We start from the raw sequence: 24,885 nt of genomic DNA, 5'->3' as shown, positions 1-24,885 counted from the left end.
AACAAAAAAACAGGAATTTCCTGTTTTAAAAAACCGCAAACCCGCATGGTTAGCGGGTTTTCAGACGAATTATGGTGGGTTTGAGAGGACTCGAAGCAACTCTCCCCACCATAAAGCCCTGATATTAACCAACATTATTTAATTTGTCTGTCAATCTGTCAATCTAGTAGTTTCGAAGTGTCACCGATTCTTAACGCATGACCATAAATTCCTGCTGTTGTAGCAGGATTTTGACCAAGGAATCCAGCAACGTAAATTAAGGGATTTCCTTTGTCGAGCAAAATTGATCCTGCTCCATGTCTTAAGTCATGAATACGAATATGCTGTAAATTTGCTTTTTTTAAAACTCTTTCTTTGGCTTTAAATATTACTTGATGTCTCAGTGGTTCGCCATCATCACTCTGAAATACTAAGTCGTATTCATTGGGATTAACCTTGCTTTTATGCTGAAATAATAAGTTAATGGTTTCAAGATCAAGCTTAATAGTTCTCTCGCTATTTATCGTTTTAGTTTCTTTCTGATTTCTTGTCCTAGAATTTATTGCTTCAACAACTTTTAAATAGCCTTCATCAAGGTTAATATTGTTCCATCTTAGTCCTAAAACTTCTCCAACCCTAAGTCCACTTAAAGCTAATATTCTCAACGGAACATAATGTTTCAATGTGCTTGCTGTTCTTAAGAATAAAAATAATTGAGTTTGGTTTAAGACTTTCCTTTTTGTTCTTTGAACTTTTGGAGACTTAATTTCTCTCATAAGGTTGGGCTTAACTAAATCTCTTGATGCTCCCCAGTTAAGAACTCTTCTCAGAATTGCGTAATAGTTTTTTATTGTTCTAGGTTTTAAGTCATTAAAATCCATTTGACCTAGCCTATCTTCTATGAGCGATGTTGTTAAGGTATAAAGCTGTAAATCTTCAACATAAGGTCTAACCCTTTTTATTTGTCTTGAATACGTATCATACGTTGAAATATCTACCTCTTTTTTTACACAATTTAGCCACTTGTCAATTAACTGACCAACGTTTAATGCTAATGCTTTTGATGAACCAATTTTTTCATTTAGCTCGTATTTTAATTGTTTTTCTTGCTTTTCGGCATCTTTTTTGCTTTTAGCATAAAACGTTTCATAATAATATTTCTTTTTTCCTTGCTCATCCCTTCCTAAATATATTGCTATAGTCCAAGAATTTTCCGCTCTTTGTTTAACTGACATTTTTAGGTTTACGCCCCCTTTTAGGGGGTTGGACATCATTATTATACACTATTGCTTTATGTAATTCCTGCTCAAGAAATTCTTCTAATGCTGTCTTAGAAATCCTTATTCGTCTTTCTGAAAATCTAATCGATTTTAACTTTTGAGAATAAACAAGCTCGTAAACAAAAGACTTATTAACCTTCAATAACTTTGCGACATCAGAAACGCTAAAACATTCAAACTCGTTATACTCTTTATGTAAAACTATACTATTCAATTGCAATCATTTTCCTCCAATAGAATTAATAATTTTTTCATATGGTGATAACCAGACTTATTAGTCAGATTATCACCAATAGACATATTTTTTTAGATATATAAAAGCTAATTATGACTAAATAACTTATTCCCTTTGTATCCTCTTTTAAATCTATTTCTTAAAGTTATTATTGATATATTAAGCTCCATACTCCATTCCTTAAATGTCTGAGTCTTTCTTTTATAGGTATATATTGAATCCTTAAAAGGTTTTTTCTTTTTTATTAATGCTATTCCCTTAATACCTTTGTGATATCTTTCCCTAATTGTTGAGTAGCATACCTCACACTCCGGATCTCTTGACCATGCTGCTAGTGATTGTTCTTTATTGCCTATTTTCATTAATATGTTATTACACGTATTAGCACTACTAACACCCTTAGGCATCCATTCACAGTTATCAGGCATATAATTTCTGCTTTGATCTAAGCGATTTATTTCTAAACCGCTAGTATAACTGTGTTTAATTGCCCAATCATAGAAAGCTTCGAAGTTATCTCTCCACTCATTGCAGACAAATATACCTTTTGCACCATAATACTTATACCCTTTGTATTTAGGATTGTGACAACGATTAATTAAAGTTCCCCATATGTTTCTTAATTGTGAATAATATGGCTTATTTGTTCTAGGTTTTTTGTTAGAGTGTTGACTAATTTCTTTTGCATGTTCCCTTCTTTTACAACCACATGAAGAGGTACTGCCATCTTGAAGATATTTTCCAAGTTTAACACATACTTTTCTCTTTTCCTGTGGTTCATCTTTATCACAATCACAGTAACAATTCCAATATGTCTTACCTTTATCTGAATAGGCAAATCCGATTACGGTTAATTTGCCGTAATTATTGCCTGTTAGGTCTTTAATATTTTTATTCATTTATTAAATTAACTCCTTTACACTGCTCTTGATTTTTCTTCTATAATAGTCTTTAGTCCAGCCAAATAATCAAATCTCTTTATCATGACAGGATTAATCTCTCTTTCAGTTAATTCTTTGATATATTTTGAAGCCGTTCCCCTGCTAAGTTTTTTACTTGCTTCTGTAATATCCGTTTCAGCAATATTTCTACAGAATTCTAAAAGCTTTTGCTGGGTACTAAGTTTGATATCTTCAAGCTTAAAATTAATATTATTTTGGTTATAATAGTCACCGTTATATAGAAACTTTTCAATCAGTAAATTGTTGAAAAAGTAATCTCTTACAGCAATATCCCAAAAATTTATTAGTTCTTTGCTCGTTCCGAATCTCTTACAATAAGCTGATAATTCTTTGCTTTTAATTTGCAATTCGAGTCTAAAGACATTTTTATATGTAGGATTATCGATACCCTTCTTCTTTAATTGATTTTGCTTATCATAGACATTGATATTAAATCTAGAACCCTTATAATAAACAGATTCAATATTAGAATTATCTTCATTGTAGTAAACCTTTTTCTTCAGAGAATAATATTTCTGTCTTAGCTTACTAAAAATATATAAGTATTCTTGCATCTCCGCTTCTGATAGTTTCAAATCTACTTTTAGGTCAATTCTTGTCAAAATAAAATTATCCAGAGATATGTTCAAGGGTTTTATGTGATTATTTAATTGGCTTACAAATCTTATGTAATCCCCATTGGTAACTTCATTGAGATTTAGAAATTCTTTTATGTGAAATACCTTTATCTGAATAAACTTTTTTTCAGTGAAGATTAGCAGTTTTACATATGTGTCTATTGACTCTATAACTAAGTTTCTCATATATTTATAATTACTTAAAATCGAATTATATAGTGTATAGTCCTCCCTTGTCTTTGGGCAGAATGTTAATGTAACGTTATCAATCATTATTTACTTGTAATACTCCTTTCAATGTGGTTTAATAATAATTGCTTTTAGGAATAATATTTTTTGAACAAAACTAATACTTATTTAAAGCAACCGCAAATAACCTATTACTTACATAGTTTTTGGTATATATAATAAATAGACCAAGTAATTGTTTTTAGGATTAGATAGTAGTAGCAATTCGATAAATGAGACAATAAGGTATCAACCCTTGCATATGATATTTATGGAAGGTTTTTTATTTTTTGAGTATAATTAATAATCCCCTTGTTTGTTAGTATTTTACAAGAGATTACTTTTCTATATTCAGTTATTCAAACTCCTTTCTGCTCTATTGGGTTTATAGTTAGACCCATTTAAGCTAATTATGTAACCCTAGTATTTCAATCAACCACCCCCTTTCAAGGTTCTGTTTAGTAATAACTTATATAGTTTTATATCTATTTATTGCTAATAGAAAAACTTCATCAATATCAGATTGTTTATTTTCTTTATGAATACATTCCATTTCCTTAATTATCTCATTAACTTTTCCACGATATTCGCTTAATAATATTTCTGCAATGCCATGGAAGAAAAGAGTATCACAATTCCAATATCCATCACAACCGCTCATTTTATCTATTTTCTCATATACTTCAAACAATTCATCTTCCTTGTTAAACTTTTTAATGCTTTTTAAGCCTAGAGCTTTAAGAAGCATTTTTTTGTTTTCTTCAATTATTTGCTGACATCTTTCTTCGTTCTCAATTTCTTCTAATTCTTTAGCTCTCCTATTGACTATTTCAAAGTCATTTAATTTATCATTCCACTTAACTGGCAAGTATTCACAAACATGCTCTAACTCATTCAAAGTCGTATTATAATCATATCCCTCATACCATTTAAAAAAACCGTCTTTACATTTAATCACAATATCTCGAAATACATCTGGCCACCCATTTATTTCATCAAGCGTTGCTAATCCTAGATTTTCAAATCCTTCCTTATTGAAATCTTCTGTATCGATACACCAATCAATATCATCTTTTTGAAATATATAAATATTTTTATAAATCAACTGAATATCCCCTTCTTAATATGAAAATAATTAATCGTTTGCGTTAGCTTCATTGATATAATTAAATTTTTTTATCTCATCCGATATAATATTTAGATAATCTTGTCTTTGCATTCTAGTTAAGTGACCAGGCATATATCTGCCAAGAATTGATATATCTTTATCACTTTCAATAGCTACAAATGTTTTTTTCAATATCGCAAATTCTATTGAATCAGGTTTTTTAAGATATTTTGTTAATACTTCTAAAAACCATAAATTAAGCTCACTGCTTGAAATCATTTTTTTTACTTCATCTAGAATACTTTCCTCTTTTATTTCTTGTTCAAGATTAAAAATTGCATCATTATCATTTTTTTCTTTGTTTAATAAATGTTCTTTCTGAATTTGAAGTAAATCTAGGGAGCTTAAATTTTCTTTTGTTAGGTAAAATTCATTAATTCCAAGTATTTCTGATATTTGTTTGTTATATTTTTTAGGGCTTTCTGTGTTGATATTGTAATATAAAGTTTGCTTACTAATTGAAAGCTTTTCAGCAATCTCAAGTTGAGAATATTCCAATAAATCAAAGATCTGTTTTATATTGTTTGCCATACTTCCACCCTTTTCAGCTTATCTAATTCAATAATACTCCATATTTATTTTACTGTCAACATTGTTTTATATAATATTTAATATTATTTTTACCAGTAAAACATTTATTTCATCGGTTCTGTTTTTAACATTTTTCTGTGGCCACATCTGCTCTGTTCAATACACAATATAAACCAAATCACTTTGTTGTAAACTACCCCCCATATAATATTTGTATAAAAAAGAAGGGATCATTCTCCCTTCTTTGCTTTGTATTCAGCCACTCTTCTATAAAAAGTGTTCCTCTTCATTCCTAATAATTCCATAGCTCTTACAGCCGTAATATTCTCAGATTTCCACTCCCTATATATCTTTTCAAACTTTTCACTCTCAATCTTTTTTCTACCTTTATATCTTCCTTCCTTTTTCGCTATTGCAATTCCTTCTGCTTGTCGTTGTAATATATATTCCCTCTCAAGCTCAGCAACCGCTCCGAAAACGGTCAGCATAAACTTTCCAGTTGGTGTACTTGTATCGATATTTTCCTTTTTACTGATAAATTCTACTTCCTTCTGTTTCAGTGTTTCAGTTAAATCGAGAAGGTCTTTTGTGTTTCTAGCAAACCTACTTATACTTTCGACTATTACGGTATCGCCCTTTCTAACATAACCTAGCATCTTTTGAAGCTCTGGTCTGTTAGTATTTTTGCCACTAACCTTATCTATGTATATTTCATTTACATTTAATTCTTGCATCAATACTTCTTGTCTTGCTGTGTTTTGTTCCATAGACGATACTCTTACATAACCAATTTTCATAATTAAAGCACCTCTTTGTATTTGATACTCTAATTATATCAGTTTGTTTCAATAGGGTCAATTATGTTTATGAAACATTTCATATATTATTTTTTAATTCTATTGAAATATGTTTCTAATGATTCATATGGATATACTCTATTGAAACATAGCAAAATAAACCATAGTCTATTTAGTACTATGGTTTATTATCAGTCTTAGGCTTAACTCTAAACTTTGAATAGTTTATTTTCTTGAGATAAGGATAATACTTTATATTTTTTTACATCAATATTATTTGGTAACTTATCCAATAATACTGGTAGCACAAGCTGGCTATTTGTTTCATTTGCTATTGTAGATAAAGTAATTAACTGATTATCATGCATATTTTCTATTTGATCATGAAGAATGAAATGCAGACATGGTATTTCATTTTCTTCGCAAAATTGAATGTATGCAAAGTCAAATGCAGCAATCTGTCCTTTCTTTTTTCCTGTTCCTAAATTACCACTTATACTACTTATCTTTAGTTGATAAGCTCTCTCATTCCTGTCATAACTTAGAATAAATTGTTCATTATATAGTCGCTCTGAAAGTTTAGAAAAATATTTATTAAAACTCTTTATTCTATTATCTAACGACTTATCTAGTGATGCTATTCCATTATTAATATCCTTTAATTCTAACTCAATACTGTCTAAGGTCTCTATTGACCTTTCCCATTGATCGAGCTGTTCTTCATATCTTCCCTTTTGTTCATATTTATCATTCAATTTTTTTATGATTTCTTCTAACTCATCGATATATCCTATTTTTTCCAATTTTATAGTGATCTCTTTTTCTTCTTTTGAAAGCTGTTCTATTTGGTTATGTAAATAAATCAATCGATCCTCTAATTGAGGCAATTCTTTAGTTGCATATTTCGGACACATCCGGACACCGATTCCGGCAGTATCCGGACAGCGTAACGGACACATCCGGACAGTAAAACGGAATTATCCGGACAGTATTTCGGCAGCATCCGGACACCTTGTCGAGTTAGTAAACTAACTGGTACCCTTTCTTTAGAAGAAAGAAAGGGGCAACACGATGAGGAGGCTCGAAGTGCTGAAAGTCAAAGAAATCTTAAGATTAAAACATGAAGTCGGTCTATCCTTGAGAGAAATCGGGAAATCCTGCGATTGCGGCAAATCCACCGTATCTGAAGTACTTGAAAGAGCAGAAAATGCCGGAGTCACATGGCCCGTAACCCTTACGGACAAGCAATTGCTGTCACTACTTTATCCGCCGATAACCAGTAAACATACAATGCCCGAACCGGATATGGAATACGTTTTCTATGAGATGAAGCGAAGAAGTGTCACCCTGATGCTTCTCTGGGAAGAATATAAACATAAGCATCCCGACGGCATCATGTACACGCAGTTTTGCGACCGTTACCGGAAATTCAAGAAGGCCAATCAGCTCACCATGCATATCGAACACAAAGCGGGCGAAGAAATGCAGGTCGACTGGGCCGGCCAAACCATGGCTTATGTGGATCCGGAAACCGGGGAAATCAAGACCGTTTACCTTTTCGTAGCGGTGCTCCCGGCTAGTGCTTACCCCTTTGTTTATGCCTACGGCGACATGAAGCTGCCGAGTTGGATCGACGCCCATGTCAGAGCGTATGAATACTATGGCGGGGTCCCGAAAGTAACGATCCCGGATAATACAAAGACCGCCGTCACGACACCTGACCGGTTCGATCCGGTGCTCAACAAGAGTTACAACGAAATGGCCCGGTTTTACAGAACAACGATCATACCTGCCAGGGCAGCCAAGCCAAAGGACAAAGCAGCGGATGAGAATATGGTTGGCAATGTCTCCAGAAAGATCATCGCGGCTTTAAGAAATAGGCAATTTTTCAGTCTGTATGAGCTCAACCAGGCGATAAAAGAAGAACTGGTCAAGTTCATCGTGCGGCCTTTTCAAAAGATGGATGGCAACCGTCTTAGTGCCTTTGAGAAGATCGACAAACCTTGTTTGCAGTCATTGCCTGCAGGAAAATATGAATTTGCCGAGTGGAAAGAGACCAAAATCCAGTTTAATTACCATGTGGATTATGAGGGATTCTTCTACAGCGTCCCCTACACCTATGTTGGGCAGAAATGCTCCATCCGGGCCACCTCCAAAACCATTGAGATTTATGTGAGCGGCGAACGAATCGCCGTCTTCTCAAGGAACAACAACCACTACAAACGCTATATGACACTGCCGGATCATATGCCGGAGGGACATAAAGCCGTCTCGGGCTGGAGTTCAGAGCGTTTTCTGTCCTGGGCCAAAACAATCGGTCCGAACACTCTGGAACTCATTAAACACGTCCTTGAAAGCCGGGAATATCCAGTGCAAACCTACCGAGCTTGTATGGGTATCATGAGACTGAGTAAAAGCTATCCATCTGAGTCTATGGAAAAAGCCAGTGAAGAAGCACTTGCTAAAAGGACTTACACTTTCAAGTACTTCAACATCATCCTGAAACAGGTAACCGCAAAAGCTCTAAAGGCAGAAGAATGCAAGATCATTGCGCATGCTAACGTCCGTGGAAGCCGTTCCTATGCGGGAGGTGGCATCCATGCTTAACAATCCTACCGTAGAGAAACTGAAAAGTTTAAAGCTTAAAGTCATGGCCGAAATGTTCAGTGATCCGAATGTTCATTTGAGAGAACTTTCCTTCGAAGATCGTCTGGGACTCATGGTAGAAAGAGAGTGGCTGTCTAAGAAAAATGCCCGGATCGGGAGGCTTTTACGCCAGGCAACGCTTGGCATGGATGCCTGCATTGAAGATATTGACTACACCGTCGATCGAACCATTGACAAAAAGACTATCCAGACACTGGCGACGTGCGCTTTTATTGAGCAGAAACTCAACGTTGTTATTTCAGGCAAAACGGGAAGCGGTAAATCGTATATCGCCTGCGCCATAGGGAATAGTGCCTGTAGGCAGGGTTATCCCGCTAAATATTTCCGAATGCCTGAATTACTTTTAGAAATTCAGGAAGCAAAACAGGAAAACCGGTATAGCCGGTATATGTCGAGTCTTCAGAACATCAAGCTCTTGATCCTCGACGACATTGGTCTGAAAGCTTACTCGCTTGAAGAAAGTCGAGACATCCTGGAAATCGCTGAAAGCCGTTACAACAAAGGTTCTATGGTGCTATCCGGACAGGTTTCCCATACGCTATGGTATGATCTGTTCCCGGACCCAACAATTGCTGACGCCATTATGGACCGTGTGATCCATAATGCGTACATCCTGCCTCTGGATTCCAAAATATCCATGAGAGAAGTGACTGCCAAAAAGATGATCAAGGATCTGTCGTCTTAGGAAACCGGTTATGGATAGTGCCGCTTTGTGGACAACCTTACGCTGCGCTCCAGGTTGACCACAAAGCTTGGACAGGCAGTATGAGGTATTCCTTAAAAGAGCCTGACCACACTCTACACAACCACGACGGCGAAGGTTCTTGTTGACCATATCCATAATTTGGGGTATGCTTCAAGGCATTAGGGGCTACTACAAATTACATGAACAACTAACCGACAAAGTGTCCGGATGTTCCCGGTTTACTGTCCGGATAATTCCGGAACGGTGTCCGGATGCCTCCGGAATGCCTGTCCGGATACGCCGAAATACGCATTTAGTAATAAAACTAATTTTGTTCTTTAGCATAGCATTATGGAATTGAACTAATTCTTCGTAAGTTTTGTGTAATTGTGGAATGTATTTTTTTACAGATTTATATAATTCTTCAAGAATTGAAATATCGTAATGTAAAATCTCACTCTCTAAATCCTGTTTACTTTCATTAATTAAATTTTTCCTAATTTCTAGCCTGCCAATTTCTGTAGTGAATTGATTTAGTTTTGCTTTGATAATGTGTATTTTGTTTATTTCATCTTCATAATTATCCTTCAGATTAAAATGCTTCTTTTCACTTTCTAATTCATTAATATCACGGCTTATTACTACTAATGCTTGCTTAATTTCTGATTCAGTATTCTCTTTACGTAGACGTGAGATTATTTTTTCTTCTAATTTCTTTGCTTCGGTAAGCCTTTGTTTCTTATCAGCGTTGTTTGTCTCTATTCCAAACCAAAAGAAATATAAGGCCTCATATTGTTCCATAGTAGTGCTTGGATGCAATACCTTTAATGTATTAAATAGTTTGTTTTTTTCGTCTCTAATGTTTTTCGAAATTATCTGTCTCAATGTAGGCTTTTCAACACTAGTAAGAAAAATAAGTTCCTTTAGTTTAGCCTCAAAATCTTTGTTTTTGTAATCTATTCCATTTATTGTTTGTCTTTTATCTCTATATTTTAAAAAGTTTCTCTCTATTATAATTTCCTTAGATTTTATGTTTTCTAATTTTTCCTTCAGTACCAAGGTAATAATTACATTGTTATTCGTCAAAAATTCTTCTATTTGACTATTAGACTTCTCAGGAAATTCAGGGTCTTTATAAATATTTTTACCATCACTACCTAAACAATAATCAATTAGTCTTAATACTGTTGTTTTACCAACATTGTTCCCTGTATCTTGCAGATTTTCTGATTCGGTTTCATCTATGATGAGATTTAGTCCGTTATGAAAGTCTATTTTGCGAATTATTTTACTACCATGTTTAATTAATAATTGTTTTATGAACATATCACTATATTTCCCTTTTCATCAGACTCAATAATTTGAATAAGAAATAACCAGTCTAAAGCTAAAACAAATAAGTGAAAGGAAATTTTGTTTTCTTGTATAAACTCAAAATAGCTGAATTAAATCATTATTACTTCCTTGTCTATTTATAACTTCTAGCAGTTTTGCCCCAATATAATATAAGCTTTTTGTTGGATTAATATCTTGTGATACTAGCATCTTTTAGGCGGCTCCTCTAAAATTTTACAACGCATAAAAGCATCTACTAATATAATTGCTAATCCTACTCGATTAGCTTCTAAGTATTGTTGATTATTGCTGCTCATTAATAATACTTGAAGCAGTTCATCTTCAACAGTCGCTAGAATTTCATCTGCAAACCTTTTAATTATTTTAATATCTTCTTCATCTGCTTCTCTATCTCTATCTAAATAAGTGCTCTTTGCTTTAATATAGCAGAGTTCGATATTTTTAAAAAGAATTAACTTTTTACTACTGCCTTGATCATCAAGTTCTTTGTATATTGAATTTAATTTCCCTTGGTAAACCATATATTCATCAATTATGTATTTGTATCTAACAACATTGTTATATTCAATTTTGCCATCAATATCGAATTCAGAAATATCATTTTCAATTTCACTGCTATGATCAAATAATCTATCACCTAATTGGTTAATGATCTCAGCAAGAATAGTGGGGTGCTTTTGAATTGTTTTAAAAATAGCATCCCCTTGAATAAAAATATTATCTCCATCTCCATCGTGATTTTGAGTAATCATTTTCTACTTCCTTGGACAATATTATCACCTTTACCAGAATGTGATTGCTGTATTGAATTTTCCATAATGCCCTTATTTTTAATTGAATTTAGTTCATATTTATCCCTGAGTTTTTTATTTTCCTTTAACTGCAAATAATTAACTATGAGAGCTAATAAAGCTATGATCCAACCTGTAATAGTCCAAAACATCATTTTTCTCCATATAAAGTTATTTGTTCTTATAATAACATACTTACATAATTTAGCAACGACTAAATAATTTGATTCCTTATTCTTCTGTCATAATGTCTCTGTATAAAGATAATATCCAAAAATTAAAAGTAATCGTAACTATATCGTTAAACACCCTTTTTGCTAGATTTTAAGCCATATATATACTGATATATTAGAATTATGTTCGCACTCGATAACAAGTAAGGATCTCTTGATGTGTATTATTATTAGTTTGCTCTCAAAAGCTCTATAATCACTTCTAAGAGCCTTTTATAACAATAAAACGATATTCTTTATTCCCAACAGTTTATACTCTTTAGGGACAATTTTTTGTCTGTCATTTTGTCAATCTACTTAGGAATACTAGTAGATTTTTACAAATATTTACTAGGTTTTTGATAGGTTGTCCAACCCCCATAATAATAGAAAAAAACCTTGTAAATCCGCTAATATCAAGGACTACAAGGTTTTCTTGTTTTTGATTTATGGTCAGACTGTCCGAAAACCCCTTAGATGTATTCCATTATTTTCCATTTTATGCTATAATACTCCTATAAACACCTTATTTCCGTTTATTGGAGGTCACTATGGGATACATCTCCGGCGAAGATCGAAGCCAGCAACATCTCTTCCCCTCAACCCTGGAGGAACTAATCGATGAAAATAACCCGGTGCGTGTTATTGATGCCTTTATCGACCACCTCAACCTCTCTGAACTCGGAATTACCCATGCCCACCCGGCTGCCACCGGCAGGCCTCCCTATGATCCCAAAGCCCTCCTTAAACTCTACGTCTACGGTTACTTTAACCGTATCCGCTCCAGCCGGAAACTGATGACCGAATGCGGACGCAATATCGAACTCTTCTATCTTCTAAACCGCCTCACACCCGATTTCCGTACCATCGCCGACTTTCGCAAAGACAATGCTAAAGCGCTCAAACACGTCTTTAAAGCGTTTGTTAAAATATGCTTGGATCTTAAACTCTATGAACGGGAACTTATTGCCATCGACGGCTCCAAATTCAGAGCCGTCAACGGTCGCAAGAAAATGTATAATGAAGAAATTTTAAAGAAAAAACTCTTGCGTATCGAAGAAAACATCACCAACTATCTTAACGCTCTGGATCAAGCTGATCAGGATGATCCGGGAACCGCAAAATACGCTTCCGGCGAAATTAAAGAAAAATTGGCCGAACTAAAAAAGCGTCAGGAACTGTATGAAACCTATTTACAGGAATTAAAGGAATCCGAAGAAACGCAGCTCTTAACCACGGATCCCGAAGCCCGAATGATGCGGACCAAAGACGGTTATGCCTGTTGCTACAACGTGCAAACGGCGGTCGATCAAACCAGTCATCTGATCGCCGAATATGAAGTGACTAATTCCTGCAACGATTACAACTACCTGACGAAAGTTGCCCAGAATACCAAGGAGACCTTTGGTGTAGAAACCATTCATGCCGCCGCAGATAAAGGGTATGACGACAAAGAGGAGATCAGGCAATGCGTGATGAACGGGATTATTCCCCATGTCGGGCTTAAAACCGATAAGGATGAGCGTCTGTTGGTTTTGGAGCATGAAGAAGCCACCATCTCTGAAGACGATCGAAATTCGACCAAACCCGAAGACATTCAGCGCTGTCTTAAAGCCGGCGTTCTGCCTCAATGTTACGAAAACACCATCATGGAGATTGAAGTCCAAGAACAAGACCAGCTCAGTTGTTTTATCCGCCATGAAAACGATACGGTGACCTGCCCTATGGGCTGTGTTTTAACTCGGGTACGAACTCACAGAGGCGGCAATGCCCGTTACCAGAACCGCCATGCTTGCCGGGTTTGCACCAACCGCTGCACCTCGGGAAAGAATTACAAGGTGGTTCAATTTGGACCGGATTCGAAATATATTCCTGTTCTGATGTACGGCTCATCCCATCATCCTTTACAGGTGTATCCGGTGTCGGAGACCCCTTACAATGCGTTCAAGCTTCTCAAACGCAATACGAAAAAGAAAGTGATTCTACATATTCGCGATGACATTCCAATGCAAAAATTACGGTTATGTCTGTCGGAGCATCCTTTTGGTACGGTCAAGTGGTACCATGGAGCACATTACCTGTTATGTAAGGGCATAGAAAAAACCACAGGCGAGCTGGGGCTTAGTTTCCTTGCCTACAATTTACGACGAGCCATCAATATGGTAGGAACCAAACGGTTAGTGGCGGCGTTGAGGGGGTGATCCCCTCTTTTTTTGTTATTTTTGTTCCCCAGATAAACAAAAAAACAGGAATTTCCTGTTTTAAAAAACCGCAAACCCGCATGGTTAGCGGGTTTTCAGACGAATTATGGTGGGTTTGAGAGGACTCGAACCTCCGACCCCTGCGATGTCAACGCAGTACTCTAACCAGCTGAGCTACAAACCCATAAATGGTGCCGAAGACCGGAATCGAACCGGTACGGGGGGTAAGCCCCGCGGGATTTTAAGTCCCGTGCGTCTGCCAGTTCCGCCACTTCGGCTTTTGGAGGCGGCACCCAGATTTGAACTGGGGGATAAAGGTTTTGCAGACCTCTGCCTTACCACTTGGCTATGCCGCCAAAACGATTTAAATGGAGCGGGTGACGAGATTCGAACTCGCGACTTTCACCTTGGCAAGGTGACACTCTACCACTGAGTTACACCCGCATGATCATGGTGCCTCAGGACGGAATCGAACCGCCGACACGAGGATTTTCAGTCCTCTGCTCTACCGACTGAGCTACCGAGGCAGGATAATGCGATATGGCGACCCCGATCGGACTTGAACCGACGATCTCCTGCGTGACAGGCAGGCATGTTAACCACTACACCACGGGGCCGTGTTCGATGTACGTGATTCGATGTTCGATGTTCGATCTTAGTCGGAATCGCTTCAGCGATTCCCTCTGTTTCGAACTTCGAGCTTCGTGCCTCGCACTACGAGTTTGGTGGGCGATGACAGGATCGAACTGCCGACATCCTGCTTGTAAGGCAGGCGCTCTCCCAGCTGAGCTAATCGCCCGGGTCTTACGGTGACGAATTATAGTATACACAAATATCGATGGTGTGTCAAAGGGTTTTTTCTGTAAACTTAAGACAATTAATGGGGATTGTTTTTTGGTTGAGTTCTTCATATATCTAATTCACTAATGGGAACTCGGTAGACACCGAGCTCCTATGAATTGTTCTATTGATGTTCGGATTGCAGGTTTATTAGCACTTCTAGCTCGCGGATATTTTTTCCTCTGAGCCAACGATCTCCTCATAGCTGATGGACCGTGTATGCAGAGTGTGGGACCATTCTCTGCGGTTATGGTGAACAAATCCGGCAATAATAATCGGTATCCAACTATACATAAAGATAGGATAGAGAATCAAGCCGATATAAGCCTTACTTGGTTTCTTGTCAAGATAAAGCGACAATATAGCAAATATGATAACACTGCCTGATATGATCTGCCAAACGCCGGCAGGAATGTAATCGATAAACAGATTAATATAATATGGCTGCAGAAAAGTAAATATCTGCAGAATAATAAACGCAAAGGACATAATCAAGAAAAACGGCTGGAAAAGATGCATAGCAGCATCAAAATACATTAATTTTTTCTCCCGAAATCCTTTGACAACAAGAAGAGGCAAATAACGCAAGGCAACATCCACCTGCCCCTGAGCCCACCGTTTTCTTTGATGACATGACTGAATGAAACCAAGTGGCTTTTCGTCGTAGACAATGGCATCATGCGCCCAGCTTGTCTTAACGCCATGCGCAACTGCTTTCATCGTAAACTCAAGATCCTCGACTAATGAATGTGCTCCCCAGCCGAATTGTTTAAGAACATCATAGGATATGCACATACCCGTCCCAGCTAAGGTATTGGAGACACCGAGATTAAAACGTCCGAGCTGAACCAGCCTGTTCATCATCCAGAATGCAATAGAAAAGGAAGTTGTAACCCAGGTATCAAAGGGGTTCTTCGAATCCACATAACCCTGAATAATTTTGTTCCCTTGACAAAGCTTCTTGTTCATTTCACTCAGGAAGTTATCCTTAACCAGATTATCGGCATCGAATAAGACAAATGCATCATATTTTTGATCCAATTCGAATATCTTGGCGAATAAAAACTCCAGCGCATATCCCTTACCCCGTTTTGCTTCATCAAAACGTTTAAAGACGTTGGCTCCCGCATTTTTTGCTAGAAAAGCGGTATTATCTGTACAATTGTCGGCGACAACAAAAATATCAAATAACTCTCTCGGATAGTTCATATTTCTAAGGTTTTCAATTAGCGGAGCTATCACGCGTTCCTCATTGTGCGCAGCAACAACCACCGCAAATCGATTCACCGGGTCGTAAACATCTGTTTCAGACTTACGGCGCATCCCCATGATCGACAGGACAACATAATATAAAGTCACAAGTATGATTATGACTTGTATTGCCAGTAAAACGATATTGAACAACACTTGAAGTATATCGGCATAAGTACCCAAACATCTTACCCCCTCTCAATTTACCTATTTTAACAGATATTACATCGACCTGCAATAAGACTTGGACAATATCTCAAAATATATCTGTTTTTGCTTTTTGCACCGAAAGTAAGACACAAAAGCAAAATAATAGTCACTTTTGCTCTAGAATGTGTTAAATTGCCTTCATTTACGAAAATAAACGTTTTTGTCTACCTTATAATCTTCTGCCAAATACCTTGAAGATTATATAAAAAACAACGCCAACAAGAAGGATGATTAATCCCAAACTTATCTTAATGGCTAAAAAGACAGATGACCAGTATGCTCCTGCAATCTGCGTCCCGTTAACCACTGGAATAATGCTCCGGAGCAAAGCGGCTATTCCCTGCGCGAATAGGATCATCAGAAAAATCCCTGCTCCTATTAAGAGTATTCCCATGATGCCGGCAGGACTATCCAGCCGCTTTTTTTTGATGTTTTGCCTTCGCCACCAATAGTATTCCACCAAAAGCTCACGTCGAATACGTTCCCACATCACGTGCCACCTCAGTATATCTTATGAAATTACTCAGTGGCAAAGAATATCAATCACAAAATTAATAGAAATTCAGATTAATTATTGATAACATAATGCAGCTAAAAGCCACTCAACTGATTTCTCCATCTGCCTGATATCAACAAACTCCTCATGGGTATGCGGCTTATCATTGCCTAAACCCAAGGCTAGACAAGGTATACCCCGTGAATTCAAAATATTGGCATCCAATCCCCCGCCTGTCGGCTTTAATTCGGTGTGAATACCAATCCGCTTGCCAGCTTCTATCAATTTTGTGATCGAAGGATGCTCAGGATCGACGGTAAATCCTTCATATGCCAATTCTTTTTCATAGGAAAAATGTGCTTCACAATTTTCAGCAATTATTTTAAATTGATCTAAAATTTTTCTCACTTCTGTTTCAAGCTTAACCGGATTGCGACTGCGTGCTTCGGCCGTAATTTTTACTCTCTCCGCGACAACATTACGTGCTGTCCCGCCGGAAATAATCCCAAAATTACTGGTGGTTTCTTCATCAATTCGGCCTGATTTCAACTCGGCTATTGCCTTTGCTGCCACCACAATGGCATTGATCCCAGCCTCCGGTTCAAGGCCGGCATGAGCGGCCTTACCTTCAATGACGAGATCGAGAGTATAATGTGATGGCGCAGCATTGACAATAGTCCCCGCCGGTCCGTCTCCATCCAGAATATAGCCATATGCTGCTTGTAAAGCGTAGTTAAGATTCTTTACCCCATAAAGTCCAATTTCTTCCTGAACGGTGAGCAATACTTCAATAGGACCATGACGATAGCTCTTATTTTCCTGAATCTTACTCAATACTGCCAGGATGACAGCGATGCCCGCTTTATCGTCGGCGCCTAATATCGTTTGTCCATCACTGTAGATAATGCCGTTTCTGATTTCAGGGATCATCCCTTCGGTCGAAGCGACAGTATCCATATGTGCAGAGAGAAGAATTACTGGCACATCCTGCTGATTACCAGGAATTACAGCGATGAGGTTCCCGGTATCGCTTCCTGTCTTCGCAGCGGAGTCGTCTTCATGGACTTGGGCTCCTAAATCCTGCAGCCGCCTTTTAAGATACTCCGCCAACTTTCCCTCTTGCTTAGACGGGCTATTAAAGGCAACAAGCTTCAAGAATTCTTCTTGAACATCAACGCTCATAGTAACCTCCTTCGGCTCTAACTTAATTCATGTATCAATAGCCCGCTCCGAAGCTTTGGCTCAAACCATGTTGATTTTGGCGGCATAAGCTGGCCTGCATCCGAAACAGCGAACAACTCTTCAATCGATGTCGGATACATCGCGAAAGCAAGAACCATATCGCTGTTCGCTCTTTTCTCCAGTTCTTTTAAGCCCCGGATCCCGCCGACAAAATCGATTCGTTTGTCAGTTCTGGGGTCCGTTATGCCAAGAATGGGAGTTAAAAGATAGTTTTGTAAAAGCGAAACATCTAACCCTTCAACAGGGTCTTCAGAGACAATCTCATCGTGAGCCTTTAAGCGATACCAGTCTCCATGTAAATACATGCCGATCTCAGCTTTTTTTAATGGCTTATAAGGTTCTTCGCCTTTTTTATCGATATGAAAACTCGCAGCCACCTTTTGGAGAAAACGCTCAGTATCAAGGCCATTTAAATCCTGCACAACCCGATTGTAATCCATAATCAGTAATTGATCATGTGGAAATAGAACAGAAAGAAAGAAATTAAATTCTTCTTCCCCGGTAAAACCAGGATTGGCTTCGCGTCGTTTTAAACCTACTTTAACCGCAGACGCCGCGCGGTGATGCCCATCGGCAATATAAATATCCTGTGTATCCTGAAATCCTTGGTATATCGTATTTATGTCTGCCGGGCTGCCCGCTTTCCAGACTGTATGTCGGATACCGTCCGGGGCAGTAAAGTCATATAATGGGCTATCCTTTTTGATTTTTGCTACTGCCATATTAATCGCATGATGCGATCGATAAGCAAGAAAAATCGGTCCGGTTTGAGCATTACACATATCGACATGATTGATTCGGTCGATTTCCTTTTCCTCACGTGTCTTCTCATGTTTTTTAATGACATTATTCAGATAGTCGTCAATAGCGGCACAGCCCACGACCCCGGTCTGAGAACGGCCATCCATGACTAGCTCATACACGAAAAACGCCGGGCTGTCGTCTTTTAGCAACACACCTTGAAGGACCATATCCTGAAGACAGTCTCTCGCCTTAGCATATACTTGAGTCTCATAGGGGCTGACATCGGACGAAAACTGCGTCTCAGCACGATCTATTTTCAAAAAAGATAATGGTTCTTTTTGAACTTCTGCCAGTGCTTCCTCCCGGTTATATACATCATAGGGAAGCGCAGCCACGTTGGCTGCTAGGTCTTCCCTTGGCCGAATCGCTTTAAAAGGTCTTATTGTAGCCAAATTGATATCCCCCCCACAACAGCTTCTTACTTTACTTAATGATCCTGACTCTTAAAACCCCGTCAATTTCTTCGATCTTCTTTACGGTTTCCTGCGTTGCAGATGTTTCCATATCGATCAAGGTATAGGCATACTGACCTTTGCTTTTATTGATCATGTCAGTAATATTGATATTCTCTTTTGCCACTGCCGAGGTGAATTGACTGATCATATTGGGAATATTACGGTGATGGATCGCAATACGGCCTGCATTATCAGGGTATCCGTTGTCACAATCAGGGAAGTTAACTGAATTGTGAATCGTACCGTTCTCCAGATAATCAATTAGCTGATTAACGGCCATGATCGCGCAATTATCTTCAGATTCAGCAGTTGAAGCACCGAGGTGAGGAATAGCGATGACTCCCTCCAAAGAAGCCATTTTTGGCGTTGGAAAGTCCGTAACATACTTATACACCTTGCCAGAATTCAACGCAGCAATCATATCATCCTCATTGATAAGCGCATCTCTGGAGAAATTAAGAATACGAACACCGTGCTTCATCACCTTGAAAGCTTCCTCATTCAGCATCCCTTTGGTTGCATCCATGGCTGGAACGTGGATACTGATAAAATCACATTCCTTAAATATTTCCGTAAGTGACTTGCTCGGCTTGATATATTTAGATAAGCTCCAAGCTGAGCGTACAGAAATATACGGATCGTAGCCGTAGACTTCCATACCGAGTTTGATTGCGGCATTCGCGACAAGAACCCCAATCGCTCCCAGACCGATGACACCCAACTTTTTGCCGCTGATTTCGATACCGCCAAATTTGGATTTATGTTTTTCTACCAAATTGGCCACGTCCGGATCGTTTTTAACGCTATTGACCCAGTTAACGCCGCCGATAATATCACGGGAGGCCAGGAGTAATCCCGCCAGTACAATTTCTTTAACACCGTTTGCGTTTGCTCCAGGAGTGTTAAAAACGACGATACCTTTTTCAGCACACTTATCCAGCGGTATGTTGTTAACTCCAGCGCCTGCCCGGGCAATAGCTTTCAGGGATGAAGGCAATTCTCTATCATGAACGCTGGCACTTCTGACCAACACGCCATCCGCTTCGTTAAAATTATCTGTTAAAGCGTATTCTTCCGTAAAATTATCCAAGCCAACCTGAGCAATTGGATTAAGGCAGTTTATCTTGAACATCACACATTACCCCTTTTAATTATATATTTTCTGCTTCAAATTTTTGCATAAACGCCACAAGTTTTTTAACCCCATCGATAGGCATGGCATTGTAGATACTTGCCCGCATCCCGCCAACCGAACGATGCCCTTCCAGATTGATGAAACCGGCTTCTTTGGCTGCCTTTGTAAACTTCTTATCCAATTCTTCCGATCCGGTCACAAACGGAACATTCATGAGCGAACGATCTTTTTTAACTACGGTTCCTTTGAACATCTTGCTGGAATCGAGATAATCATAGAGGATAGCCGCTTTTTCTTCATTGATTCTTTTCATGGCCTCTAAGCCGCCCAGTTTTTTGAGCCATTTAAACACTTTGCCGCATATATAAATGCCATAAGCCGGTGGTGTATTATACAGTGATTTGTTGTCAGCATGGATCTTATACTGCAGCATAGTCGGTGTGCCTGGCAAGACATCGTCGGTAATCAAATCTTCACGAATAATGACAACAACGACACCGGCTGGACCGATATTCTTCTGAGCGCCCGCAAAGATCAAGCCATATTGGGTCACATCGATGGGTTCAGACAAGAAGTCAGATGACATGTCCGCAACCAGGGGTTTACCGAATGTATTGGGGAGCTCATTGAACTTTGTCCCGTAAATCGTATTATTATGGCAGATATACACATAATCTGCATCGTCGGACATTTTCAGGTCTTTGAGATCCGGAATATAGGTGTACGTTTTGTCTTCGGACGAAGCGATCACATTGATTTTGCCACAAATTTTGCCCTCAGAGATCGCCTTACTGGCCCACTGGCCGGTCTTTAAATGGTCTGCTACCCGATTTTTCATCAGGTTCATGGGAATCATCGCGAATTGCTGTGACGCACCGCCTTGAAGAAACAGGACTTTGTAATTATCCGGGATATTGACCAGATCCCGCAAATCTTGTTCTGCTTCACCGATAATTGTTTCAAAGGCTTTTGAACGATGGCTCATTTCCATTACAGACATCCCTGTGCCATCATAATCCAGCATCTCCCCTGCAGCTTCTTTCAATACGTCCTCGGGTAATACTGCCGGTCCTGCAGAAAAATTAAATACGCGTGACATTTTCATTCCTCCATATCTTCATATTATATTATGTCAATTTTGAATTGCCTTATGAAATATACTATCCCCGCGGCATTAGACCATCAAAAAAAACAAAATCCACCCCCAGCATTGGGGCGGATTTTCCGCGGTGCCACCCAAGTTCCTGCCGATTATTCACCATGAATAGACAATTGCTTCGATTGTTCTGCCTATGTATTTCATAGCAGATGACAAAAACCTGCTGCAGATAAATAAAACCCCTCATCCCAAATCAAGGGACGAGAGGTATTCCCGCGTTGCCACCCATGTTGCCTTCCGGCCAACTTTTGTCCGCGTTATCGGGCGGAACCCGTCACAATTCATCATTGGCCACTCCAGGATGGAATCTCATTTTTTGTTGACTGACTTGCACCAACCGTCAGTTCTCTGATCAACATCAAAATTAGACTTTCCTATCATCATGTAAAAGCATATGATTATTAGTTAATAATAATGTATGCAGGATGATTTGTCAACTAGAACCTCATACACTATAGCTTCTTGAGTCATAAAAAAACAGAGCACTGCTGCTCTGTTTTTAATTCTTATTAGCCTTTTCCTCCGGTAAACCGGCTTGTTTGATATTGCTCCGCATATAGCTGCTGTTGTCTCACTTGTGGCTGATACCGCACTGTTTCTTGTTGATAAGACATATTGCGATAAGGAACTACAGGTACGCAAATTACAGGATAACAACATTCATATTGATACGGATTAATGCATTTCTTGAAAATATGCATTTCAATGACCTCCTTTAGTAAGATTACCAAGTTTTTCAACTTTTTTTACATTATATTCCATTTATAATTATTTGAAATTCGTCCTATTCTCCTTTGAACAATAAAATAAATAGATAATAGAATATATCGAGGTGATATTAATGTATTCGATTATTCTTTCCTTAGATAAACGGCAGCTTTATGTATTTGGGGACAATCAAATGATCAGGACATATCCGGTTGGCATTGGCAAAGATGCTACACCTACCCCTATCGGATCTTACAGAATCATTGATAAAGTGCCGAATCCCGGTGGTGTATTTGGTGTGATGTGGCTTGGACTGAGCATTCCGAAATATGGAATTCACGGTACAAATAATCCACAATCTATTGGTAAACAGGTCTCCAAGGGCTGTATCCGCATGCATAATAAAGATGTTTTAGATTTGGCTAGGATGATTCCTATCGGCACTTCTGTTACGATTCGAAAGTAATTTAGAAGGGGATTGAGGGACGTAGACTTTTGTCTCCTTCTTACCTGGCAACGTGCTATTTTCCCTTGCAGTATCGTCGCCCCTGGAGGTTCCTCAAACTTTCTACAGGAACACCTGAACTCAGTAAAAGTGAAGAGACTACATCGATAAGATGTAGTCTCTTTGTTACCTGGCAACGACCTATCTTCCCTTTCAGTATTTTCAGCCCTGGAGGTAACTCAAACTTCCTACTTTAACACGCAGTATATAAACATAAAGAGACTACATCATTACGATGTAGTCTCTAATTACCTGGCAACGACCTATCTTCCCTTTCAGTATTTTCAGCCCTGGAGGTTCCTCAAACTTCCTACTTTAACACGCAGTATATAAACATAAAGAGACTACATCTTACAATGTAGTCTCTTTGGTTACCTGGCAACGTGCTATTTTCCCTTGCAGTATCGTCGCCCCAGGAGGTCTTAACTTCCGTGTTCGGGATGGGAACGGGTGGTACCCCTCCGGTATAGTCACCAGATATGTAGTTTGAGTTAGCAAGTTTTCACTCGTTCTCTCAAAACTGCACAACAATCATAAGCTTCATGCATTCAACTCATCAATAAAGTGAGTATCTCTGGCCATTTCAGCGGTCTGCTGCTCAGTGCCGTCCTGGCACCCGCAGCATTAGGCCATCCATGGCCGTCAAATCCAAGGTCAAGACCTCGACCTATTAGTACCGGTCCGCTCCACATGTCACCATGCTTCCACTTCCGGCCTATCAACCTGATCATCTTTCAGGGGTCTTACCAGATTAACTCTGTGGGAAATCTCATCTTGAGGCTGGTTTCGCACTTAGATGCTTTCAGCGCTTATCCGTTCCGGATATAGCTACCCAGCGATGCCTCTGGCGAGACAACTGGTACACCAGTGATCCGTCCATCCCGGTCCTCTCGTACTAGGGACAGATCCTCTCAAATTTCCTGCGCCTGCGACGGATAGGGACCGAACTGTCTCACGACGTTCTGAACCCAGCTCACGTACCGCTTTAATGGGCGAACAGCCCAACCCTTGGGACCTACTACAGCCCCAGGATGCGATGAGCCGACATCGAGGTGCCAAACCTCCCCGTCGATGTGAACTCTTGGGGGAGATAAGCCTGTTATCCCCAGGGTAGCTTTTATCCGTTGAGCGATGGCCCTTCCACTCGGAACCACCGGATCACTAAGCCCTACTTTCGTACCAGGTCGACTTGTTTGTCTCTCTGTTAAGCTCCCTTTTGCCTTTACACTCTTCGCGCGATTTCCATCCGCGCTGAGGGAACCTTTGGGCGCCTCCGTTACTCTTTAGGAGGCGACCGCCCCAGTCAAACCGCCCACCTGACACTGTCCCCAACCCCGATTCAGGGGCCTAGGTTAGAACTTCAGTACAAAAAGAGTGGTATCCCACCGGCGGCTCCACCAATACTGGCGTACTGGCTTCTAAGCCTCCCACCTATCCTGTACATTTTATACCAAAATCCAATGTCAAGCTGCAGTAAAGCTCCATGGGGTCTTTCTGTCCTGTCGCAGGTAACCCGCATCTTCACGGGTATTACAATTTCGCCGAGTCCCTCGTTGAGACAGTGTCCAGATCGTTACGCCTTTCGTGCGGGTCGGAACTTACCCGACAAGGAATTTCGCTACCTTAGGACCGTTATAGTTACGGCCGCCGTTTACTGGGGCTTCAATTCAATGCTTCGGTTTAACCCTAACATCTCCTCTTAACCTTCCAGCACCGGGCAGGCGTCAGCCCCTATACTTCTCCTTACGGATTTGCAGGGACCTGTGTTTTTGTTAAACAGTCGCCTGGACTATTTCTCTGCGGCTCTAGTTACCTAGAGCACCCCTTCTCCCGAAGTTACGGGGTCATTTTGCCGAGTTCCTTAACGAGGGTTTTCTCGCGCGCCTTAGGATTCTCTCCTCATCTACCTGTGTCGGTTTGCGGTACGGGCACCACATTTCTAACTAGAGGCTTTTCTTGACAGTATGAAATTTCCCGCTTCGCTACTTATTTTCGCTCCCCATCACATCTCACGGTTACGCGCTGCGGATTTGCCTACAGCACCCACTTAATGCTTGGACGTACTTAACCAACAGTACGCTCGGGTCTTCCTCCTGTGTCACCCCATTGCTCAAACGATTTATGGTGGTATTGGAATCTCAACCAATTGTCCATCGCCTACGCCTTTCGGCCTCAGCTTAGGTCCCGACTTACCCTGGGCGGACGAGCCTTCCCCAGGAAACCTTAGATTTTCGGCGGGAAGGATTCTCACCTTCCTTTTCGCATACTCATACCGGCATTCTCTCTTGTCACCACTCCAGTAAGCCTTACAGCTATCCTTCTACGCTGTGACAATGCTCCCCTACCCAAGGATCTTTCGATCCATGCCATG

The 24,885-nt window shown here is 39.4% G+C and carries 23 protein-coding genes, 7 tRNA genes and 2 rRNA genes (1 of these 32 cut by a window edge); 4 read left to right on the top strand and 28 right to left on the bottom strand.

The window, feature by feature from the left end; all coding sequences use genetic code 11:
- Nucleotides 1-158: 158 nt before the first annotated feature.
- From LPY66_RS02845 to LPY66_RS02810, 8 genes are all read right to left on the bottom strand, one after another.
- Nucleotides 159-1,214: a tyrosine-type recombinase/integrase gene (locus LPY66_RS02845; protein WP_337986607.1), complete on the bottom strand. Its 1,056-nt coding sequence runs from the start codon at nucleotides 1,212-1,214 to the stop codon at nucleotides 159-161.
- The gene (locus LPY66_RS02840; RefSeq protein WP_337986606.1) at nucleotides 1,204-1,479 is read right to left on the bottom strand and encodes a helix-turn-helix domain-containing protein; all 276 of its coding nucleotides are present in this window, start codon (nucleotides 1,477-1,479) and stop codon (nucleotides 1,204-1,206) included. Before LPY66_RS02840 ends, LPY66_RS02845 begins: the two co-directional genes overlap by 11 nt.
- Nucleotides 1,480-1,580: 101 nt before the next feature.
- Entirely contained in the window at nucleotides 1,581-2,393 is an 813-nt protein-coding gene (locus tag LPY66_RS02835) for a hypothetical protein (protein WP_337986605.1), read from the bottom strand.
- 17 nt (nucleotides 2,394-2,410) lie between these two features.
- A complete protein-coding gene (locus tag LPY66_RS02830; RefSeq protein ID WP_337986604.1) occupies nucleotides 2,411-3,058 on the bottom strand; it encodes a hypothetical protein in 648 nt (215 codons plus the stop codon).
- A gap of 712 nt (nucleotides 3,059-3,770) precedes the next feature.
- A complete protein-coding gene (locus tag LPY66_RS02825; protein WP_337986603.1) occupies nucleotides 3,771-4,406 on the bottom strand; it encodes a hypothetical protein in 636 nt (211 codons plus the stop codon).
- Between the two features lie 30 nt (nucleotides 4,407-4,436).
- Nucleotides 4,437-5,000: a hypothetical protein gene (locus LPY66_RS02820; RefSeq protein WP_337986602.1), complete on the bottom strand. Its 564-nt coding sequence runs from the start codon at nucleotides 4,998-5,000 to the stop codon at nucleotides 4,437-4,439.
- 230 nt (nucleotides 5,001-5,230) lie between these two features.
- The gene (locus tag LPY66_RS02815; RefSeq protein WP_337986601.1) at nucleotides 5,231-5,797 is read right to left on the bottom strand and encodes a recombinase family protein; all 567 of its coding nucleotides are present in this window, start codon (nucleotides 5,795-5,797) and stop codon (nucleotides 5,231-5,233) included.
- Between the two features lie 209 nt (nucleotides 5,798-6,006).
- Nucleotides 6,007-6,756: a DUF2326 domain-containing protein gene (locus LPY66_RS02810; RefSeq protein WP_337986600.1), complete on the bottom strand. Its 750-nt coding sequence runs from the start codon at nucleotides 6,754-6,756 to the stop codon at nucleotides 6,007-6,009.
- Nucleotides 6,757-6,883: 127 nt separating this feature from the next.
- Between LPY66_RS02810 and istA the strand changes: the two genes are divergently transcribed.
- Nucleotides 6,884-8,404 (top strand): IS21 family transposase, encoded by a 1,521-nt coding sequence (gene istA, locus LPY66_RS02805; RefSeq protein WP_337985133.1) that lies wholly within the window; start codon nucleotides 6,884-6,886, stop codon nucleotides 8,402-8,404.
- Nucleotides 8,397-9,149, top strand: a complete 753-nt coding sequence (istB, locus tag LPY66_RS02800; RefSeq protein WP_337985132.1) for an IS21-like element helper ATPase IstB — start codon at nucleotides 8,397-8,399, stop codon at nucleotides 9,147-9,149. The genes istA and istB overlap by 8 nt, the downstream gene beginning before the upstream one ends.
- A 189-nt stretch (nucleotides 9,150-9,338) precedes the next feature.
- Here istB and LPY66_RS02795 read toward each other — a convergent pair whose 3' ends face one another.
- The 4 genes from LPY66_RS02795 to LPY66_RS02785 form a co-directional block, all read right to left on the bottom strand.
- Nucleotides 9,339-10,475 carry a hypothetical protein gene (locus LPY66_RS02795; protein WP_337986599.1) on the bottom strand — a complete coding sequence of 379 codons (1,137 nt, stop codon included), beginning with the start codon at nucleotides 10,473-10,475 and terminating at the stop codon, nucleotides 9,339-9,341.
- On the bottom strand, nucleotides 10,466-10,561 hold the full coding sequence (locus LPY66_RS20950) for an ABC-three component system middle component 6 (protein WP_443112470.1): 96 nt from the start codon (nucleotides 10,559-10,561) through the stop codon (nucleotides 10,466-10,468). The genes LPY66_RS02795 and LPY66_RS20950 overlap by 10 nt, the downstream gene beginning before the upstream one ends.
- Nucleotides 10,562-10,687: 126 nt before the next feature.
- Entirely contained in the window at nucleotides 10,688-11,257 is a 570-nt protein-coding gene (locus LPY66_RS02790) for an ABC-three component system protein (RefSeq protein WP_337986598.1), read from the bottom strand.
- Nucleotides 11,254-11,448 carry a hypothetical protein gene (locus LPY66_RS02785; RefSeq protein WP_337986597.1) on the bottom strand — a complete coding sequence of 65 codons (195 nt, stop codon included), beginning with the start codon at nucleotides 11,446-11,448 and terminating at the stop codon, nucleotides 11,254-11,256. The genes LPY66_RS02790 and LPY66_RS02785 overlap by 4 nt, the downstream gene beginning before the upstream one ends.
- A 611-nt stretch (nucleotides 11,449-12,059) precedes the next feature.
- Between LPY66_RS02785 and LPY66_RS02780 the strand changes: the two genes are divergently transcribed.
- The gene (locus tag LPY66_RS02780) at nucleotides 12,060-13,709 is read left to right on the top strand and encodes an IS1182 family transposase (protein ID WP_337986596.1); all 1,650 of its coding nucleotides are present in this window, start codon (nucleotides 12,060-12,062) and stop codon (nucleotides 13,707-13,709) included.
- Nucleotides 13,710-13,816: 107 nt separating this feature from the next.
- Here LPY66_RS02780 and LPY66_RS02775 read toward each other — a convergent pair.
- The 14 genes from LPY66_RS02775 to LPY66_RS02710 form a co-directional block, all read right to left on the bottom strand.
- Nucleotides 13,817-13,893 (bottom strand) — tRNA-Val (locus LPY66_RS02775).
- A 5-nt stretch (nucleotides 13,894-13,898) separates the two neighbouring features.
- Nucleotides 13,899-13,987 (bottom strand) — tRNA-Leu (locus tag LPY66_RS02770).
- 3 nt (nucleotides 13,988-13,990) lie between these two features.
- A tRNA-Cys gene (locus tag LPY66_RS02765) sits at nucleotides 13,991-14,065 on the bottom strand.
- A gap of 13 nt (nucleotides 14,066-14,078) precedes the next feature.
- Nucleotides 14,079-14,153 (bottom strand) — tRNA-Gly (locus tag LPY66_RS02760).
- 7 nt (nucleotides 14,154-14,160) lie between these two features.
- Nucleotides 14,161-14,236, bottom strand: a tRNA-Phe gene (locus LPY66_RS02755).
- A gap of 14 nt (nucleotides 14,237-14,250) precedes the next feature.
- A tRNA-Asp gene (locus tag LPY66_RS02750) sits at nucleotides 14,251-14,326 on the bottom strand.
- Nucleotides 14,327-14,432: 106 nt separating this feature from the next.
- Nucleotides 14,433-14,508: transfer RNA gene (locus LPY66_RS02745), tRNA-Val, on the bottom strand.
- A gap of 200 nt (nucleotides 14,509-14,708) precedes the next feature.
- A complete protein-coding gene (locus LPY66_RS02740; protein WP_337986595.1) occupies nucleotides 14,709-15,983 on the bottom strand; it encodes a glycosyltransferase family 2 protein in 1,275 nt (424 codons plus the stop codon).
- A gap of 196 nt (nucleotides 15,984-16,179) precedes the next feature.
- Nucleotides 16,180-16,500 (bottom strand): hypothetical protein, encoded by a 321-nt coding sequence (locus LPY66_RS02735; protein ID WP_337986594.1) that lies wholly within the window; start codon nucleotides 16,498-16,500, stop codon nucleotides 16,180-16,182.
- Nucleotides 16,501-16,581: 81 nt separating this feature from the next.
- Complete coding sequence (locus tag LPY66_RS02730) at nucleotides 16,582-17,688, bottom strand: M20/M25/M40 family metallo-hydrolase (protein ID WP_337986593.1); 1,107 nt, start codon at nucleotides 17,686-17,688, stop codon at nucleotides 16,582-16,584.
- Nucleotides 17,689-17,705: 17 nt separating this feature from the next.
- Nucleotides 17,706-18,944, bottom strand: a complete 1,239-nt coding sequence (locus LPY66_RS02725) for a DUF1015 domain-containing protein (RefSeq protein ID WP_337986592.1) — start codon at nucleotides 18,942-18,944, stop codon at nucleotides 17,706-17,708.
- 31 nt (nucleotides 18,945-18,975) lie between these two features.
- Nucleotides 18,976-20,139, bottom strand: a complete 1,164-nt coding sequence (locus LPY66_RS02720; protein WP_337986591.1) for a phosphoglycerate dehydrogenase — start codon at nucleotides 20,137-20,139, stop codon at nucleotides 18,976-18,978.
- A gap of 19 nt (nucleotides 20,140-20,158) precedes the next feature.
- Nucleotides 20,159-21,241, bottom strand: coding sequence for a 3-phosphoserine/phosphohydroxythreonine transaminase (gene serC, locus LPY66_RS02715; RefSeq protein WP_337986590.1), 1,083 nt, complete (start codon nucleotides 21,239-21,241; stop codon nucleotides 20,159-20,161).
- 569 nt (nucleotides 21,242-21,810) lie between these two features.
- The gene (locus LPY66_RS02710; protein ID WP_337986589.1) at nucleotides 21,811-22,002 is read right to left on the bottom strand and encodes a hypothetical protein; all 192 of its coding nucleotides are present in this window, start codon (nucleotides 22,000-22,002) and stop codon (nucleotides 21,811-21,813) included.
- 140 nt (nucleotides 22,003-22,142) lie between these two features.
- Between LPY66_RS02710 and LPY66_RS02705 the strand changes: the two genes are divergently transcribed.
- Nucleotides 22,143-22,475, top strand: coding sequence for a L,D-transpeptidase (locus LPY66_RS02705; RefSeq protein ID WP_337986588.1), 333 nt, complete (start codon nucleotides 22,143-22,145; stop codon nucleotides 22,473-22,475).
- Between the two features lie 412 nt (nucleotides 22,476-22,887).
- Here LPY66_RS02705 and rrf read toward each other — a convergent pair.
- A 5S ribosomal RNA gene (rrf, locus tag LPY66_RS02700) occupies nucleotides 22,888-22,992 on the bottom strand.
- Between the two features lie 172 nt (nucleotides 22,993-23,164).
- A 23S ribosomal RNA gene (locus LPY66_RS02695) occupies nucleotides 23,165-24,885 on the bottom strand (it continues 1,194 nt past the right edge of the window).

Origin of the sequence: Dehalobacter sp. DCM (assembly GCF_024972775.1) — a bacterium.
In the GTDB taxonomy this organism is placed as follows: domain Bacteria; phylum Bacillota; class Desulfitobacteriia; order Desulfitobacteriales; family Syntrophobotulaceae; genus Dehalobacter.
The sequence above is the reverse complement of the archived record's forward strand: the minus strand, read 5'-3'. Positions and strand labels throughout refer to the sequence as shown.